The 16,799-nt window shown below is 62.7% G+C and carries 13 protein-coding genes; 8 read left to right on the forward strand and 5 right to left on the reverse strand.

The window, feature by feature from the left end:
- Position 1: 1 nt before the first annotated feature.
- On the reverse strand, positions 2–1,672 hold the full coding sequence (gene aceF, locus FG13_RS13475) for a dihydrolipoyllysine-residue acetyltransferase (RefSeq protein WP_035821597.1): 1,671 nt from the start codon (positions 1,670–1,672) through the stop codon (positions 2–4).
- A 94-nt stretch (positions 1,673–1,766) separates the two neighbouring features.
- Complete coding sequence (aceE, locus tag FG13_RS13480; protein ID WP_035821599.1) at positions 1,767–4,463, reverse strand: pyruvate dehydrogenase (acetyl-transferring), homodimeric type; 2,697 nt, start codon at positions 4,461–4,463, stop codon at positions 1,767–1,769.
- A 528-nt stretch (positions 4,464–4,991) separates the two neighbouring features.
- Here aceE and folD point away from each other — a divergent pair.
- The 5 genes from folD to FG13_RS13505 all read left to right on the forward strand — a co-directional run bounded on the left by folD (position 4,992) and on the right by FG13_RS13505 (position 10,223).
- Complete coding sequence (gene folD / locus FG13_RS13485; protein ID WP_035821601.1) at positions 4,992–5,837, forward strand: bifunctional methylenetetrahydrofolate dehydrogenase/methenyltetrahydrofolate cyclohydrolase FolD; 846 nt, start codon at positions 4,992–4,994, stop codon at positions 5,835–5,837.
- A gap of 46 nt (positions 5,838–5,883) precedes the next feature.
- Positions 5,884–7,953 carry a M3 family metallopeptidase gene (locus tag FG13_RS13490; protein ID WP_035821602.1) on the forward strand — a complete coding sequence of 690 codons (2,070 nt, stop codon included), beginning with the start codon at positions 5,884–5,886 and terminating at the stop codon, positions 7,951–7,953.
- Positions 7,954–7,958: 5 nt separating this feature from the next.
- Positions 7,959–8,384 (forward strand): DNA polymerase III subunit chi, encoded by a 426-nt coding sequence (locus tag FG13_RS13495; RefSeq protein WP_035828066.1) that lies wholly within the window; start codon positions 7,959–7,961, stop codon positions 8,382–8,384.
- Positions 8,381–8,746 carry a hypothetical protein gene (locus FG13_RS13500; RefSeq protein ID WP_035821604.1) on the forward strand — a complete coding sequence of 122 codons (366 nt, stop codon included), beginning with the start codon at positions 8,381–8,383 and terminating at the stop codon, positions 8,744–8,746. Before FG13_RS13495 ends, FG13_RS13500 begins: the two co-directional genes overlap by 4 nt.
- A 334-nt stretch (positions 8,747–9,080) precedes the next feature.
- Complete coding sequence (locus FG13_RS13505) at positions 9,081–10,223, forward strand: branched-chain amino acid ABC transporter substrate-binding protein (RefSeq protein ID WP_034747385.1); 1,143 nt, start codon at positions 9,081–9,083, stop codon at positions 10,221–10,223.
- Here the strand turns inward: FG13_RS13505 and FG13_RS13510 are convergent.
- Positions 10,216–11,118: a LysR family transcriptional regulator gene (locus FG13_RS13510; protein WP_035828068.1), complete on the reverse strand. Its 903-nt coding sequence runs from the start codon at positions 11,116–11,118 to the stop codon at positions 10,216–10,218. The two genes, FG13_RS13505 and FG13_RS13510, sit on opposite strands and share 8 nt — an antisense overlap.
- A gap of 105 nt (positions 11,119–11,223) precedes the next feature.
- Between FG13_RS13510 and FG13_RS13515 the strand changes: the two genes are divergently transcribed.
- Complete coding sequence (locus FG13_RS13515) at positions 11,224–12,225, forward strand: NAD-dependent epimerase/dehydratase family protein (RefSeq protein WP_051959013.1); 1,002 nt, start codon at positions 11,224–11,226, stop codon at positions 12,223–12,225.
- A gap of 21 nt (positions 12,226–12,246) precedes the next feature.
- Here the strand turns inward: FG13_RS13515 and FG13_RS13520 are convergent, their stop codons facing one another.
- Together FG13_RS13520 and ilvD are read right to left on the reverse strand one after the other, a co-directional pair.
- Positions 12,247–12,558: a c-type cytochrome gene (locus FG13_RS13520; RefSeq protein ID WP_034747381.1), complete on the reverse strand. Its 312-nt coding sequence runs from the start codon at positions 12,556–12,558 to the stop codon at positions 12,247–12,249.
- A 347-nt stretch (positions 12,559–12,905) separates the two neighbouring features.
- The gene (ilvD, locus tag FG13_RS13525; protein WP_035821605.1) at positions 12,906–14,771 is read right to left on the reverse strand and encodes a dihydroxy-acid dehydratase; all 1,866 of its coding nucleotides are present in this window, start codon (positions 14,769–14,771) and stop codon (positions 12,906–12,908) included.
- A 174-nt stretch (positions 14,772–14,945) separates the two neighbouring features.
- On the opposite strand from ilvD, the gene FG13_RS13530 reads away from it, so the two are divergent.
- Positions 14,946–15,857 (forward strand): LysR family transcriptional regulator, encoded by a 912-nt coding sequence (locus tag FG13_RS13530; RefSeq protein ID WP_035821607.1) that lies wholly within the window; start codon positions 14,946–14,948, stop codon positions 15,855–15,857.
- A 79-nt stretch (positions 15,858–15,936) separates the two neighbouring features.
- Positions 15,937–16,767 (forward strand): prolipoprotein diacylglyceryl transferase, encoded by an 831-nt coding sequence (gene lgt / locus FG13_RS13535; protein WP_035821609.1) that lies wholly within the window; start codon positions 15,937–15,939, stop codon positions 16,765–16,767.
- Positions 16,768–16,799 lie beyond the last annotated feature (32 nt).

A 16,799-nucleotide genomic window follows, 5' to 3' on the forward strand; every position in this document is an offset into this window, starting at 1 on the left:
CTTACAGCAGAATTTTGCGCATGTCGGCCAGGACTTCGCCGAGGTACACGGAGAATCGCGCGCCCATCGCGCCATCGACCACGCGGTGGTCGTAGGACAGCGAGGTGCCCATCATCAGGCGTGGCTGGAAGGCCTTGCCATCCCATACCGGCTTGATCGAGGCTTTCGACAGGCCCAGGATCGCGACTTCCGGTGCATTGACGATAGGCGTGAAGTGCGTGCCGCCGATGCCGCCCAGGGACGAAATCGTGAAGCTCGCGCCCTGCATATCGGCCGGTTTCAGCTTGCCTTCGCGCGCCTGCAGCGACAATTCCGTCATTTCGCGGGCGATCTGCGACACCGACTTCTGGTCCGCGCCCTTGATCACCGGGACCACCAGGCCATTCGGCGTGTCGGCCGCGAAGCCGATGTTGTAGTACTGCTTGAGGATCAGGTTCTCGCCCTTGGCATCGAGCGACGCGTTAAACGCGGGGAATTTCTTCAGCGCGGCGACGGACGCCTTGATGACGAAGGCGAGCATGGTCAGCTTGGCCGCATCCTTGTTCTTCGCATTGGCCGCGTTGGTGTCGACGCGGAACGCTTCCAGGTCCGTCACGTCCGCTTCGTCGAACTGCGTGACGTGCGGGATCATGACCCAGTTGCGGTGCAAATTAGGACCCGAGATTTTCTTGATGCGCGACAGCGGCAGCAATTCGGTCGTGCCGAATTTGCTGAAGTCCAGCGACGGCCATGGCAGCAGATCCAGGCCCACGCCCGAACCGCCTTTGGCGGCGGCTGGCGCGTTCGGCGCGGCGACTGCGCCCGACATCACGCCCTTGACGAAGTTCTGCACGTCTTCCTGGGTGATGCGGCCTTTCGGACCGGAACCGCCCACGCGGCTCAGGTCCACACCCAGTTCGCGCGCGAACTTGCGGATCGATGGCGACGCGTGCGCCAGTTTGCCGTTGGCGGCAGGTGCGGCAGCAGGAGCCGGGGCTGCAGCAGATGCTGCGGCAGGCACGGGCGCCGAAGCGATGGCGGCGGCTGGTGCGGCGGCAGCTTGCGCTGGCGCGGCGGCAGGTGCAGCAACAGGAGCGGCAGCGCCGCCCGTCGTTTCGACGACCAGCACCAGCGAACCCTTGGCAACCTTGTCGCCGACCTTGACTTTCAATTCCTTGACGATACCGGCGTGGCTCGATGGAATTTCCATGCTGGCCTTGTCAGATTCAACCGTCAGCAGCGACTGGTCGACCTTGATGCTGTCGCCGACCTTGACCATCAGTTCGATGACTTCGACTTCCTTGAAGTCGCCGATATCAGGTACGGTCACTTCGACCAGCGCTGGCGCGCCGGATGGGGCGGCAGGTGCTGGCGCGGCGGCAGGTGCGGCTTCAGCAGCCGGTGCAGGGGCCGCAGCGGCAGGCGCAGGCGCCGATACCCGGACCGACGCGTCGTCCGCCACTTCCAGCAGCAGGACCAGCGTACCTTCGGCGATCTTGTCGCCCACGTTGACTTTCAATTCCTTGACGACACCGGCGTGGCTCGATGGAATTTCCATGCTGGCCTTGTCCGATTCGACCGTGATCAGGGACTGGTCAACCTTGACCGTATCGCCTGGCTTGACCATCAGTTCAATGATCTCGACTTCCTTGAAATCGCCGATATCCGGGACTTTGACTTCCACAATGCTCATAGCTTGCTCCGTTATTTTATTTGTCAGATGGACCCGCACACACGCCAGGGCGGCACTTTCGCACCGCCCTGGCATCATCGGGTCCGCACAACGATTACTGGGTCACCGGATTCGGTTTGTTCGCGTCGATGCCGTACTTGGCGATCGCCTGCTCCACCACCGACACGTCGATCTTGCCTTCGTCAGCCAGCGATTTGAGCGCGGCCACGGTGACATAATAACGGTTCACTTCGAAGAACTCGCGCAGCTTGGCGCGGCTGTCCGAGCGGCCAAAGCCATCGGTACCGAGCACTTTATAAGTGCGGCCCTTCGGCATGAAGGCGCGGATCTGTTCTGCAAACGCGCGCATGTAGTCGGTCGTGGCGACGATCGGGCCGTCCGTGTCCTGCATCAGCGACGTCACGTAAGGCACGCGCTGCTCTTTCGACGGGTTGACCATGTTCCAGCGTTCCGCATCCTGGCCATCGCGGGCCACCAGGGTCAGCGATGGCGCCGACCACACGTCCGCTGCCACGCCCCAGTCGTTTTGCAACAGCTCGGCGGCGAAGATCGATTCGCGCAGGATGGTGCCGCAGCCGATCAACTGTACGCGCAGCTTGGCGTCCGCAGAGCCTTCCTGCAGCTTGTACATGCCTTTCAGGATGCCTTCTTCCTGGCCTGGCTTGATGCCTGGCTGGGCGTAGTTCTCGTTCATGATCGTGATGTAGTAGAACACATCTTCCTGATTGGCGATCATGCGGCGCAGGCCGTCCTGGATGATGACGGCGACTTCATGGCTGAAGGTCGGATCGTACGGCATGCAGGTCGGGATGGTCGCGGCGAAGATATGGCTGTGGCCATCTTCGTGCTGCAAGCCTTCGCCGTTCAGGGTCGTACGGCCAGCCGTGCCGCCCATCAGGAAGCCGCGGGCGCGCATGTCGGCCGAAGCCCATACCTGGTCGCCGATGCGCTGGAAGCCGAACATCGAGTAGAAGGTGTAGAACGGGATCATGATGCGGTCGTTGGTCGAGTACGACGTCGCCGCGGCGATCCACGAGCTCATGCCGCCCGCTTCGTTGATGCCCTCTTGCAGGATCTGGCCGGCCTTGTCTTCGCGGTAGTACATGACCTGGTCTTTGTCGACCGGCTCGTACAACTGGCCTTTCGGGTTGTAGATACCGATCTGGCGGAACAGGCCTTCCATGCCGAAGGTACGCGATTCATCGACCAGGATAGGCACGACGCGCTGGCCCAGGTTCGGGTCTTTCAGCAGGGTCGAGATCACACGCACGAACGCTTGCGTGGTCGAGATTTCACGGCCTTCAGGCGTCGCTTCCAGCACGTTTTTAAAGGCGTCCAGGCCAGGCACGGGCAGGGTTTCTTCCGACTTCTGGCGGCGCTGCGGCAGGTAGCCACCGAGGGCCTTGCGGCGCTCGTGCAGGTAGACCATTTCCGGCGCGTCGTCGGCTGGCTTGAAGAACGGGATGTCGGCCAGCTTGTCGTCAGGGATAGGCAGCGAGAAGCGGTCGCGCATTTCGCGGATGGCTTCGTCGTCGAGTTTTTTCGTCTGGTGCGCCGTGTTGCGCGCTTCGCCGGACTTGCCCATGCCGTAGCCCTTGATGGTTTTCACCAGCAGGACGGTCGGCTGGCCCTTGTGTTCCTGGGCGATCTTGAATGCCGCGTAAATCTTGTGCGGATCATGGCCGCCACGGGTCAGGCGCCAGATGTCGTCGTCCGTCATGTTGGCAACCATTTCCAGCAGCTTCGGATGCTTGCCGAAGAAGTGCTTGCGCACGTAGGCGCCATCCTTGGCCTTGTAGTTCTGGTATTCGCCGTCGACGGTTTCCATCATGACGCGCTGCAGGATGCCTTCCTTGTCTTGCGCCAGCAGGGCGTCCCAGCCCGGACCCCAGATGACCTTGACGACGTTCCAGCCGGCGCCGCGGAATTCGCCTTCGAGTTCCTGGATGATCTTGGTGTTGCCGCGCACAGGGCCGTCCAGGCGCTGCAGGTTGCAGTTGACCACGATGACCAGGTTGTCGAGCATGTCGCGTGCGGCCAGGCCGATCGCGCCCAGGGATTCCGGCTCGTCCATCTCGCCATCGCCGCAGAAGGCCCAGATCTTGCGGTTGTCGGTTTTCGCGATGCCGCGTGCGTGCAGGTACTTCAGGAAGCGCGCCTGGTAGATCGCCATGTGCGGGCCCAGGCCCATCGACACGGTCGGGAACTGCCAGAAGTCAGGCATCAGCTTTGGATGCGGGTACGAGGACAGGCCCTTGCCGTCGACTTCCTTGCGGAAGTTCAGCATTTGCTCTTCGCTCAAACGGCCTTCGAGGAAGGCGCGCGCGTAGACGCCGGGCGAGGAGTGGCCCTGGATGTACAGCAGGTCGCCGCCGTGGTCGGCCGTTGGCGCGTGCCAGAAATGGTTGAAACCGATGCCCAGCATGTTCGCCAGCGAAGCGAACGAGGACAAGTGGCCGCCCAGATCGCCGTCGGCGCGGTTGGCCTTGACAACCATGGCCATGGCATTCCAGCGCATCCACGAACGCAGGCGCTCTTCGTATTCCAGGTTGCCGGGACAGTGTGCTTCTTGCTTGGTGGGGATGGTATTGACGTAGGCGGTGGTGCTGGAGAACGGGATCTGGGCGCCGCGGCGGCGGGCCAGGTCAACCATGCGCTCCATCAGGTAATGCGCGCGTTCCGGGCCTTCATTTTCCAGAACGGCTTCGAGCGCGTCCAGCCACTCCTTGGTTTCCTGCATATCCGGGTCGGTGCCGATCTGTGTCGTTACCTGGTTCAGTTGAGCTGACATCTGTTGAGTCTCCTTTGTGAACGCCCCACCCCGATTTTCCGGATCGCTGTCGGACGGTATTTCGCTGATTATTTACTATTAAGTCGGTTTAGTGTGGGGATTCTAACAGCGTATTTACTATTTTTCAAATTACGATATAGCATTTCATATTATGAAACTACCCTATGAAATTTATGCTGCACTGCCGCAAATTCTGTCCGGAAATTAGCGTGATCAAAGTGCCAAAAACGGCGCCAAAAACCCACAGGCCCTTGCGCTCCCTACGCCACCAGCACACCAGCAAAACGCATTGACGCCCCAGTCGCCCGCCCAGGCGCTTCGGGCCAAGCGGGCCTGAAAAATGTCGAGGGCAAGGCGCAGCGACGCAGACAGTACGCCAGTACGGCAAGGAGTTGCAACGCCGCTATCGGCATTTTCTCAGGCCCGCGTCTCCGGCCCGCAGTTGTCACGCCTTTGCATAGCCAAAACCGCCCCTTTGCACCGCCCGGCTTTATAATCTGTGTTTTCCCTCCAACACAGCCTCCTACCATGCCAGCACAACTGATCGACGGAATCGCCCTCTCCCAAAAACTGCGCAGCGAGATCGCCACGCGCGCCGCAGCCCTCACGGCCAAGGGCACCCAGCCCGGCCTGGCCGTGATACTCGTCGGCGAAGACCCGGCCAGCCAGGTATACGTCCGCAACAAGGTCAAGGCGTGCGGCGACGTGGGTTTCCACTCGGTGCTGGAAAAATATGAAGCGGACCTGTCCGAGGCAGACTTGCTGGCACGCATCGCCAGCCTGAACGCGGATCCCGCCATCCACGGCATCCTCGTGCAAATGCCCTTGCCCAAGCACATCAACCCGCACAAGGTCATCGAAGCGATCGCCACGACGAAAGACGTGGATGGCTATTCCGTCCTGAGCGCCGGCGAACTGATGACGGGCTTGCCCGGCTTCCGCCCGTGCACGCCGTACGGCTGCATGAAACTGATCGAAAGCACGGGCGTGGACTTGCGCGGCAAGCACGCTGTCGTCATCGGCCGCAGCAATACCGTCGGCAAGCCGATGGCCCTGCTGCTCTTGCAAGCGAACGCTACCGTCACCATCTGCCATAGCGCGACCCCGGACCTGGGCCTGTACACGCGCCAGGCAGACGTGGTCGTGGCCGCCGTCGGCCGCCGCAACACGCTGACGGCCGACATGGTCAAGCCGGGCGCCATCGTCATCGACGTGGGCATGAACCGCGACGATGAAGGCAAGCTGTGCGGCGACGTGGATTTTGCTGGCGTGAAAGAAGTCGCGTCCCACATCACCCCCGTACCGGGTGGCGTGGGTCCGATGACGATTACCATGTTATTGATGAACACGGTAGAAGCCGCGGAACGCATTTAAGAATCACCGGGGCGGCATGACCGCCCTTTTATATATGGAAGCGACGATGAATACCAATCCCCTGCTTGATTTTTCCGGCCTGCCACGTTTCGACGCGATCACGCACGAGCATGTCACGCCTGCCATCGATACCCTCTTGGCCCAGGCGCGCGCCACGGTGGCGCAGCTGGAAGCGCCCATGGAAGAAGTGAGCTGGGACAACTTCGTCGCGCCCCAGGACCAGATCGCAGAAACCCTGGGCCGCGCCTGGAGCATCGTCAACCACTTGAATAGCGTGGTCGATACGCCCGAGCTGCGCGCCGCCTACAATGCGAACCAGCCCAAGGTGACGGAATTCTGGACCGAGCTGGGCCAGAACGAAATCCTCTTCGGCAAATACAAGCAATTGCAGGCCCGCGCCGATTTCGCCAGCCTGTCGCCGGCGCGCCGTCGCATCGTCGACAATGCCGTGCGCGACTTCCGCCTCGGTGGCGCCGAGTTGCCCGAGGACAAGAAAGAGCGCTTTGGCGCCATCCAGGAAGAACACGCGGCCGTCTCGACGCGTTTTTCCGAAAACGTGCTTGACGCCACCAATGACTATAAATTGCTGGTCGATAGCGAAGCTGACCTGGCCGGCCTGCCTGACGACGTGAAGGCCGCCGCGCGCGCCGCCGCCGAAAAGGCAGGCAAGCAAGGGTACGAATTCTCGCTGCACTTCCCATCCTACTACCCGATCCTGCAATTTGCCGACAATCGCGCGCTGCGCGAAACCATCTACCGCGCCAACGCCACCAAGGCGTCGGACCAGGGCGAGGTCTTCAGCAAGAAAGAAGACTGGGACAACACGCACAACATCGTCACCTTGTTGCGGCTGCGCAACGAAGAGGCACAACTGCTGGGCTACGGCAATTTCGCCGAAGTGTCGCTCGTCTCCAAAATGGCCACCTCGCCCGCGCAAGTCATCACTTTCCTGGAAGACCTGGCCAAACGCGCGCGTCCGTTCGCCGAGAAAGATCTGGCAGAACTGAAACAATTCGCCCGCGAAGAACTGGGCATCGCCGAGCTGCAGGCGTGGGACGTGCCCTATGCTTCCGAAAAGCTGCAGGAACGCCGCTATGCGTTCTCAGCCCAGGAAGTCAAACAATATTTCCCTGAACACAAGGTGATCGACGGCCTGTTCCGCCAGATCCAGAACCTGTTCAACGTCGAGATCAAGTCCGATACGGCGCCCGTCTGGCACAAGGACGTGCGTTTTTACCGCATCGAACGCGACGGCAAGCTGGTGGGCCAGTTCTACCTGGATCTGTATGCGCGCGCCGGCAAGAGCGGCGGCGCCTGGATGGACGACGCGCGCGGCCGCCGCGCCGACGCGCAACATGTGCAAACGCCGATCGCCTACCTGACCTGCAACTTCACGGAACCGGCCATGGTAGCTGGCCAAGCCCAGCCTGCCCTGTTTACGCACGATGAAGTCATCACCCTGTTCCACGAGTTCGGTCACGGCCTGCACCATATGCTCACCGTCGTCGACGAGCTGGGCGTGTCGGGCATTTCCGGCGTCGAATGGGATGCCGTGGAACTGCCATCGCAATTCATGGAAAACTTCTGCTGGGAATGGGAAGTGCTCGAACACATGACGGCGCATGCCGTCACGGGCGAGCCGCTGCCGCGCGCGCTGTACGACAAGATGCTGGCCGCCAAGAATTTCCAGTCCGGCCTGCAAACCCTGCGCCAGGTGGAGTTCTCCCTGCTCGACATGCATTTGCACTATGACTACGACGCCAGCACGGGCCAAAGCGTGCAGCAGCTGATCGACCGCGTGCGCGCCCAGTTTTCGCTGCTCATCCCGCCCCCGTTCAACCGCTTCCAGAATGCCTTTGGGCACATCTTCGCCGGCGGCTACGCGGCCGGCTACTACAGCTACAAGTGGGCCGAGGTGCTGTCCGCCGATGCGTATGCAGCTTTCGAGGAAGCCAAGGCGCTGGGGCCGGCCGCCACCACGGCAGCAGGCAAGCGTTACCTGCAAGAAATCCTGTCCGTCGGCGGCTCGCGCCCCGCGCTGGAATCGTTCACGGCCTTCCGCGGCCGCGAACCGTCGATCGACGCCCTGCTGCGCCACAGCGGCATGGCCGCTTGATCGCCATGAGCCGCGTCGATTTTCACAGCAACGTGCCGGACAAGCTGGCCTACGCCTGCCGTCTGGCGCGCAAGGCCTATATGGCCGGCAACAAGGTCGTCGTGCTGGTGGCCGACAGCGCCCAGCTCGACGCCTTGAACAGCGCCATGTGGACCATTTCCGCCACGGATTTCCTGCCGCACGTGCTGGCCGGCGATCCGCTGGCGGCGCAAACGCCGATCATCCTGACCGATGACGAAGCGGCCGAGCTGCCGCACCACGACATCCTCGTCAACCTGTCGCAGTTGCCGCCCGCCAATTACGCGCAGTTCCAGCGCGTCTTCGAGATCGTTTCCATGGAGGAGCAAGATGCGCAGGCGGGTCGCCAGCGCTTCCTGCATTACCGCCAGCAGAACGTGCAGCCGACCCACTTCGTGGCAGGGAAGACATGAGTCAGCAGCCATTCGACCAGGGCATCCCCCTGCTGACGGAGGTCCTGCTGGGGCCGGAGGTATCTCCTTCCATCCCAGCAGAGCCTGTTATCGAGACAGCGCCGGCGTTGCCGCCCACGGTGGCGCAGCCCGACTGGGACGCCATCGAACAGCGGCTGACGCAGCGCATCCTGCACCAGGTGCAAGGCAAGATCGACCATCTGCTGGAAGAGCGCATCGCCCACGTGCTGCAGACGGCTCTGCAAAACGCCCTGATCGGCATGCGGGGAGCCTTGCGCGAAGACTTGCAGCAGTCGCTGGAACAGATCGTGGCGCATGCGGTGAGCCATGAGTTGGGCCATCTGCATCCTCCCGCACAGTAACTGCACGTCTGTCGGTGGCACCATTTCACCCACCGGCAAAAATCTGGGGTCAGACCCGACGGGTCTGACCCCGGCATTTACGCCTTTGGGGTAAATGACCATAAATGTATTTTCGCCCTACACCCTTCCCCCTCCCAACGCCATTCTTTGGTGCGCTCGCGCCTGCGAAATCGGTGCATCGCGCCTCACTTTGGTGATTGTTGCGACAAAATGTAAAAAGCCCGAAATGCGGCTTTGCGCCGCCTGTTTTTTGTTGTACCTTTCTTCACACGTACCGCCCCTCGAAGCGGTTTTCACGAGACGCCGCCGTATCTTTATCCATTGGAGAATGTTTATGCTGCTCAAGACCAAAGTCCTTCCTCTCGCCCTCGCCCTCGCTTTTGCCGGCCATGCGGGCGCGCAGGAAATCATCAAGATAGGCCATGTCGCCCCGGTCTCTGGCGCCAGCTCCCACCTGGGCAAGGATAACGAGAACGCGGCCAAGATGGCCATCGAGGATTTGAACGCCAAAGGCTTCAAGATCGACGGCAAAGCCGTGAAATTCGTGCTGGTACCCGAAGATGACGCAGCAGATCCCAAACAGGGCACGGCCGTGGCGCAAAAGCTGGTCGACGCCAAGGTCAATGGCGTGGTCGGCCACCTGAATTCGGGCACGACAATTCCCGCCTCGCGCATTTACTTCAATGCTGGCATTCCGCAGATTTCGCCGGCCGCCACCAATCCGACGTATACCCAGCAGAAATTCAACACGGCCTTCCGCGTCGTGGCCAATGACAACAAGCTGGGGGGAACTTTGGGCGCATATGCCGTGGGCAAGCTGCAAGCGAAGAAAATCGCCGTCATCGATGACCGCACGGCTTACGGCCAGGGCGTGGCGGAACAGTTCGTCAAGGGCGCCAAGAAGGCCGCGCCTGGCGTGCAAATCGTCGGCAAGGAATTTACCAATGCCAACGCGACCGACTTCAATGCCATTTTGACCAGCATCAAGTCGAAAAATCCCGACCTGATCTTCTTTGGCGGCATGGATTCCGTGGGCGGCCCCATGCTGCGCCAGATGAAGGCGCTGGGCATCAAGGCCAAGTTCATGGGCGGCGATGGCCTGTGCACGGAACCGCTGGGCAAGCTGGCGGGCGACGCCGTGGGTGAAGACATGGTCACCTGCGCGGAAGCGGGCGGCGTGACTGGCGCACAGCAAAAAGGCATGGACGATTTCCGCGCCCGCTACAAGCAAAAGTACAATATGGAAGTGCAGCTGTACGCGCCATACGTCTACGATGCCGTGATGACCATGGCCACCGCCATGGCCGACGCCAAATCGTCGAAACCATCCGTCTACCTGCCGTTCCTGGCCAAGGTGCACTACCAGGGCGTGACGGGGCCGATCTCGTTCGACGCCAACGGCGACATCAAGGACGGCGCGCTGACCTTGTTCACCTACCGGGAAGGCAAGAAGACCAAGATGGAAGTGGTCAAGTAAGCGGCTGCGTCGCCACGTAAGCCTGCAAACCTTCGGCCAGCGCGTCGAAGGTGGCGCGGCAGCGCAGGCTGCCGCGCAAGTCTTCATGCATGGTGATCCAGGTTTCCATCGGTAGCGAAAACGCTTGCGGCAACACGCGCCGCAGGGATTGATCGCGCGCCGCCAGCCCCGCCTGGCACACGCCGATGCCCGCGCCCGCCCGTATCAGGGCCAGTTGCCCCAGGTCGCTGTCGCTGCGCCAGGCAAAATTTTCCCGCGTAAATCCCTTGAAAGCCGCGCCCGCGTTGCGCACGAAGGGGCTCGCCTCGTCGTAGCCGATGACGGCATGCCGCGCCAGGTCGCCCATTGCCAGTGGCGTGCCGTGTTGCGCCAGGTAATCCACATGGGCATGCAGACCCAGCTCGATCTCGCCCACCTTGCGCGCCACCAGCTGTTCCTGACGCGGCCGCAGCATGCGTACGGCGATGTCCGCTTCCCGGCGCAGCAAATCCTGCACCTTGTTGCTCAATACTAATTCAATGACCAGGTCCGGATGACGTGCGCGCAAGCGGGCCAGGATGGGCGGCAGCACTTCCACGCCCACCACTTCGCTGGCCGCGATGCGCACGACACCGGCCACGCCCTGCCCCTGGCTGCTGGCGGCGCGCTCCATCAAGGCTGCCGTGTGCTCCATGGTTTCCGCATAGGGCCGCAACGCCAGCGCCACTTCCGTCGGTAGCAAACCCAGCTGGGAGCGCGTAAACAGGGTCGCGCCCAGCGCCTGCTCGAGCGCGGCGATATGCCGGCCGACGGTGGGTTGCGTGATGGCCAGCGCGCGTGCCGCGCCGGACAGCGAGCCGTGCTTCAGCACGGCCAGCAGCGAGCGGTAGTATTCCCAGGCGATGGATGGGTTCATGGCATCAACTTTGTCATACATAAATGTATAGCCTGTGGTCGATGCTCGTCAATTCCCAATTAGCCCTGCGCGGCAGATACTGGCACCATCAACCACACGGAGGTCATGATGGACAAAACAGCATTGGTACTGGGCGCCACGGGCGGCATCGGCGGCGAGATGGTGCGCCAGCTATTGGCGGCGGGCTGGCGGGTGCGCGCCCTGACGCGGGGAGAGCTGCCATCGCCACGCGGCGACGGCATTGAATGGCTGCGCGGCGATGCCCTGTCGCGCACGGACGTGCTGGCGGCCGCGAAAGGCTGCGCCGTCATCGTGCACGCCGTCAACCCGCCCGGCTACCGCCACTGGGGCCAGCTGGTGCTGCCCATGCTCGACAATACGATTGCCGCGGCGATGGCCGAAAACGCCACCATCGTGCTGCCCGGCACCGTGTACAACTTCGGTCCCGATGCCTTCCCGGTGCTGGCGGAAGACGCGCCGCAACGCCCGCTCACGCGCAAGGGCGCCATCCGCGTGGAACTGGAAGCGCGGCTGGAACGGGCCAGCACGCAGGGCGCCAGGGTCATCATCGTGCGCGCGGGCGACTTCTTTGGCCCCCGTGCCGGCAACAACTGGTTTTCACAGGGCCTGGTGAAACCGGGCCAGCCCGTGCGCAGTGTGCTGTATCCGGGCGCGCCCGGCGTGGGTCACCAGTGGTCCTACCTGCCCGACGTGGCGCGCACAATGGTCCAATTGCTGGCCGTGCGCGCCACCTTGCCCGCCTTTGCCCGCTTTCACATGGCCGGCCACTGGGACCACGACGGCCGGCAAATGACGGGGGCGATTGCCCGCGTGGTGGAACAGGCAACGGGAGCTGCGCCCGCCATCCGGCGTTTTCCATGGTGGCTGGTGGCGCTGGCGTCGCCGTTCGTGGCAACCCTGCGCGAAATGCGCGAGATGCGCTATCTGTGGCAAACGCCTCTATCCATGGAGAATGCGCGGCTGCTGGCCGTGCTGGGCCAGGAGCCGCATACGCCGCTCGACGAAGCGGTGCGGGCGACATTGCAGGGCATGGGGAATCTGAAGGAAGCAGGCAAAAAAAACGCGCCGGGATTGCCGGCGCGCTAATTGCAGGTACTGCGGCACAGATTATTTCTGTGCCAGTACCCATTTGACCAGGGTGTGGGCTTCCGCATCGCTCACTTGCGGGTTCGCTGGCATCGGGATCGCGCCCCAGGTGCCGGAACCGCCCTTCATGACTTTCGCCACGAGCTTGTTTTCAGCGTCTTTCTGGCCAGCGTACTTGGCAGCCACGTCCTTGAACGCAGGGCCCACCAGTTTCGTGCTCACCGCGTGGCAAGCCATGCAGTTCTTTGCTTTCGCCAGATCCGGATTGGCCAACGCTGCTTGCGATGCCAGAGCCGATACGGTCAATACACTCACCAACATAAAACGTTTCATTGTCTTTTCTCCAAAGTTACTTCCTGCGGCATTTTACTGTGTTTCCGCAGATGCACCACGAGCCCAGATCAAGCGTTTCAATGTAGCAACGCAATGTCCTTGTATCAGGCACTCACATTCTGCCCCAACTGCACGCCCATGACCACGTTGTTTGTAAGGCGATGTAACGACAGCCGGCCCCGCATAGTCAAACGGGACCGGCTGTCTTACTTGCGCAACACTATCCAACACCAGGTAAAACCGTAGCGAGCGGCAGCGAGTTGTGGCTGAGAAGCGCAGCTGTGCGGATGCACAGTGAGCATCGCAGGCCGCAAATCGCGACGCGCAGTAGGTTTTGCCTGGTGTGGTCAGCGCTTCTTCAGTTGGGACAGATCGCGCACTGCGCCCCGGTCGGCCGACGTCGTCAGCGCCGCATACGCCTGCAGCGCCTGCGACACATAGCGGTCGCGGTTGACGGGCAGCCAGGCCGCGTCGCCCTTCGCTTCCATGGCGGCGCGGCGCGCGGCCAGTTCCGCATCCGTCACGCGCAGGTTGATCGTGCGCTCGGGGATGTCGATGTCGATGAAGTCGCCCTCTTCCACCAGGCCGATGGCGCCGCCTTCGGCCGCTTCCGGCGAGGCGTGACCGATCACCAGGCCCGAGGAGCCGCCCGAGAAGCGCCCGTCCGTGAACAGCGCGCACGCCTTGCCCAGGCCTTTGGACTTGATGTACGACGTCGGGTACAGCATTTCCTGCATGCCGGGACCGCCTTTCGGACCTTCGTAGCGGATGATGACGACGTCGCCTTCATGCACGGTGTCCTCCAGGATGGCAGCGACGGCCGCGTCCTGGCTTTCGAACACGCGCGCCTTGCCCGAGAATTTCAAGATGCTTTCATCGACGCCGGCCGTCTTGACGATGCAGCCCTTTTCGGCCAGGTTGCCGTACAAGACGGCCAGGCCGCCATCTTGCGAATACGCGTGGGCCTTGTCGCGGATGCAGCCCGTGCTGCGGTCCGTGTCGACGGCAGCGAAACGCTCGGACTGCGAGAACGCCGTCTGCGTCGGCACGCCGCCCGGCGCGGCGCGGAACAGTTCATGCACGGCAGGATCGTCCGTACACTTGATGTCGTTTTGCGCGATGGCGTCGGCCAGGGTCGGCGCGTGGATGGTCGGCAGGGTGGTGTTGAGCAGGCCGGCGCGCGCCAGTTCGCCCAGGATGCCCACGATGCCGCCGGCGCGGTGCACGTCTTCGATATGGTATTTGTCCGTCATCGGCGCGACCTTGCACAGGCACGGCACCTTGCGCGAGATGCGGTCGATGTCGGCCATCGTGAATTCCACTTCCGCCTCGTGCGCGGCGGCCAGCAAGTGCAGCACGGTATTCGTCGAGCCGCCCATGGAGACGTCGAGCGCCATGGCGTTTTCAAACGCGGCCTTGGTGGCGATCGAGCGTGGCAGCACGGAATAATCGTCCTGCTCGTAGTGGCGCTTGGCCAGTTCCACGATCAGGCGGCCCGCGCGCAGGAACAGCTGCTGGCGGTCCGAGTGCGTGGCCAGGATGGTGCCGTTGCCGGGCAGGGCCAGGCCCAGCGCCTCGGTCAGACAGTTCATCGAGTTGGCCGTAAACATGCCGGAGCAGGAACCGCAGGTCGGACAGGCCGAGCGTTCGATTTCCGCCACGTCGGCGTCGGAGACGCTGCTGTCGCCCGCCTTGATCATGGCGTCGACCAGATCGAGCTTGATGATCTTCTGCGTGCCGTTGACCACCTTGACGACCTTGCCCGCTTCCATCGGCCCGCCCGAGATGAAGACGACGGGGATGTTGATGCGCATGGCGGCCATCAGCATGCCCGGCGTGATCTTGTCGCAGTTCGAGATGCACACCATGGCGTCGGCGCAGTGGGCGTTGACCATGTATTCGACGGAGTCGGCGATCAGGTCGCGCGAGGGCAGCGAATACAGCATGCCGCCGTGGCCCATGGCGATGCCGTCATCGACGGCGATGGTGTTGAATTCCTTGGCCACGCCGCCGGCCGCTTCGATTTCGCGCGCCACCATCTGTCCCAGGTCCTTCAGATGCACGTGACCGGGCACGAACTGGGTGAACGAGTTGACGACGGCGATGATCGGCTTGTCGAAGTCGCCGTCCTTCATGCCGGTGGCGCGCCACAGGGCGCGGGCGCCAGCCATGTTGCGGCCGTGGGTGGTGGTGCGGGAGCGGTATTGCGGCATGATGGGGACCTTCCGAGAAATGAATAATGCCTGACTGCCCGGATTTTCAACAAAACCCTGCATGCAGTGGGGGTACGTCAGATTGCCTTGCGCGCGCGCCACTGTCAAATATATGATGCACGTGTCTGTGAGTCGATTTTCATATCACAGGACTTATTCCACATGGAAACGCATATGAACCTTGAACTGCGCCAGCTGCGCTACTTTGTCACCGTCGCCGAGGAATTGCACTTCGGCCGCGCCGCCGCGCGCCTGCACATGACGCAGCCGCCCCTGTCGCAAACCATCATGGCGCTGGAAGAACTGCTGGGCGCCCCGCTGTTCGTGCGCACGCGGCGCGAGGTGCAACTGACGCCGGCCGGCACGGCCCTGCTGCCCGAGGCGCGCCGGCTGCTGGCCCAGGCGCAGGATTTACCCGCGCTGGTGCGGCGCGCCGCACAGGGCGAGGCGGGGCGTCTGAGCCTGGCCTTCGTTTCCTCGGCCGACTACAGCGTGCTGCCACCGCTGCTGCGCGCTTATCAGACGGCTTACCCGCAAGTGCAGATCGCGCTGCAGGAAGCCACCTCGGATCTGCAGCTCGATGAATTGCTGGCCGGGCGCACGGATGCGGGCCTGTTGATCCCGCCCTTGCCCGAAAAGGCGAAAGGGGCGCTCGACTACCTGCCCGTGCTGGCCGAAGGGCTGGTGCTGGCCGCGCCGTCCGGCCTCGACATATTCAATGCGCCGGGACCCGTGCGCCTGCGCGACGTGCCGCCCCTGCCCCTGATCATTTTCCCGCGTGCAATCTCGCCTGCCCTGCACGACGCCATCCTCGGCGTGTTCCGCGCGGCCGGCATCACGCCGCAGATCGGCCAGGAAGCGATACAGATGCAAACCATCGTCAGCCTCGTCTCGGCTGGCATGGGTATCGCGCTTGTGCCACAATCGGTATCGAATCTGATGCGCCCGGGCGTAGAATACAGGCCGCTGCAGGACGCCACGCCGCTGGTGGAAACGGGCCTGGCCTGGCGCCGCGACAATCCGTCCGCCGTGCTGCAAGGTTTCCTGGCGCTGCTGCGCAAGCAGTTAGGCCACCCAGCGCAATAAATTAAGTGGCCGCTAAGGCAAAAAACCGCCAGCGCCCCCATACTACGCAACCTTGGCTTTAAACAAAGAAAGAAACCCCATGCTGATACACCCGATGCCCGACCCGATAGCCATCCAGATCGGCCCGCTCGCCGTGCACTGGTACGGCCTGATGTATGTGCTGGCCTTTGCCCTGTTCATTATCCTGGGCAGAGTGCGCATCAAGCAGCCGCATATCGCCGTGCTGGGCTGGAAGAAGGAAGACCTCGATGACATGCTGTTCTACGGCATGCTGGGCGTGGTGATCGGCGGGCGCCTGGGCGAAGTGCTGTTCTACCGTCCCGAATACTTCATGCACAATCCGCTCGAAATCTTCATGGTCTGGCATGGCGGCATGTCCTTCCATGGCGGCTTCCTCGGCGTCATCCTGGCCATGTACCTGTGGAGCCGCAAGGCGGGCCGCAATCTGTTCGACGTGCTCGACTTCATCGCGCCGCTGGTGCCGCTCGGCTACGCGGCCGGCCGCCTGGGCAACTTCATCAATGCCGAACTGCCGGGCCGCATCGCGCCGGACACCCTGCCGTGGGCCATGCAGTGGCCGGGCATTCCGTATCCCGTGCACCCGTCGCCGCTCTACCAGATGCTGGTCGATGGCATCCTGGTATTCATCATCCTGTGGCTGTTTGCGCGCAAGCAGCGTCCGCGCATGGCCGTGGGCGCCATGTTCACCCTGCTGTACGGCTGCGCGCGCTTCTTCACGGAATACTTCCGCACGCCGGACTGGGAAGTCGTGTGGCTGGGCGTGCCGATCACGTCGGGCCAGATGCTGTCCCTGCCGATGATCGTCGGCGCCATCGCGCTGCTGGTGTGGGCGTATAAAAGCCAGGTAATGGGCACGCCGCCCACCAAGGCCCGCCCGGCAAACACGTAACACCGCTGCTTCCCCGGTGGCGCGCCAGGCAG

The sequence above is a fragment of the Janthinobacterium sp. RA13 genome, from assembly GCF_000745325.1.
GTDB classification, from domain to species: domain Bacteria; phylum Pseudomonadota; class Gammaproteobacteria; order Burkholderiales; family Burkholderiaceae_D; genus Janthinobacterium; species Janthinobacterium rivuli.

Coding starts and splice junctions, on each gene's coding strand:
- aceE (WP_035821599.1), bottom strand. CDS start 4,463: ATGTCAGCTCAACTGAACCAGGTAACGACACAGATCGGCACCGACCCG.
- FG13_RS13515 (WP_051959013.1), top strand. CDS start 11,224: ATGATGGACAAAACAGCATTGGTACTGGGCGCCACGGGCGGCATCGGC.
- FG13_RS13490 (WP_035821602.1), top strand. CDS start 5,884: ATGAATACCAATCCCCTGCTTGATTTTTCCGGCCTGCCACGTTTCGAC.
- lgt (WP_035821609.1), top strand. CDS start 15,937: ATGCTGATACACCCGATGCCCGACCCGATAGCCATCCAGATCGGCCCG.
- FG13_RS13505 (WP_034747385.1), top strand. CDS start 9,081: ATGCTGCTCAAGACCAAAGTCCTTCCTCTCGCCCTCGCCCTCGCTTTT.
- folD (WP_035821601.1), top strand. CDS start 4,992: ATGCCAGCACAACTGATCGACGGAATCGCCCTCTCCCAAAAACTGCGC.
- FG13_RS13510 (WP_035828068.1), bottom strand. CDS start 11,118: ATGAACCCATCCATCGCCTGGGAATACTACCGCTCGCTGCTGGCCGTG.
- FG13_RS13520 (WP_034747381.1), bottom strand. CDS start 12,558: ATGAAACGTTTTATGTTGGTGAGTGTATTGACCGTATCGGCTCTGGCA.
- FG13_RS13530 (WP_035821607.1), top strand. CDS start 14,946: ATGAACCTTGAACTGCGCCAGCTGCGCTACTTTGTCACCGTCGCCGAG.
- aceF (WP_035821597.1), bottom strand. CDS start 1,672: ATGAGCATTGTGGAAGTCAAAGTCCCGGATATCGGCGATTTCAAGGAA.
- FG13_RS13500 (WP_035821604.1), top strand. CDS start 8,381: ATGAGTCAGCAGCCATTCGACCAGGGCATCCCCCTGCTGACGGAGGTC.
- FG13_RS13495 (WP_035828066.1), top strand. CDS start 7,959: ATGAGCCGCGTCGATTTTCACAGCAACGTGCCGGACAAGCTGGCCTAC.
- ilvD (WP_035821605.1), bottom strand. CDS start 14,771: ATGCCGCAATACCGCTCCCGCACCACCACCCACGGCCGCAACATGGCT.